The organism is Brachybacterium sp. JB7, from assembly GCF_003335205.1.
Taxonomy (GTDB): Bacteria; Actinomycetota; Actinomycetes; order Actinomycetales; family Dermabacteraceae; genus Brachybacterium; species Brachybacterium alimentarium.
Genome location: NZ_QPGN01000061.1, coordinates 1 through 269, shown reverse-complemented (window position 1 = coordinate 269; position 269 = coordinate 1). Strand labels below are relative to the sequence as shown.

The 269-nt window shown below is 36.1% G+C and carries 1 pseudogene; it reads left to right on the top strand.

The annotated features are described in order from the left end of the window. Positions 1 to 269 (top strand): annotated as a pseudogene (locus tag CIK81_RS17940) (homoserine dehydrogenase); the annotation flags it as partial.

Below are 269 nucleotides of genomic sequence, written 5' to 3'. Positions count from 1 at the left end.
AAAGAAGGCATTACAATCGGGGAAAAATGTTGTTTCAGCAAACAAAAAGATGATTGCCACTCATCTCGAAGAACTCGTTAATATCCAGCAAGAATTCGGAACGAGTTTACTATACGAAGGAGCCGTGTGTGGAAGTATCCCCATTATTCGAAATCTTGAAGAATATTATGACAACGAATTGCTCCATTCTATCAGCGGAATATTCAACGGATCTTCTAATTATATTCTTTCAAAAATATTCAATGAAAATCAAAGCTACGATGTGGCTT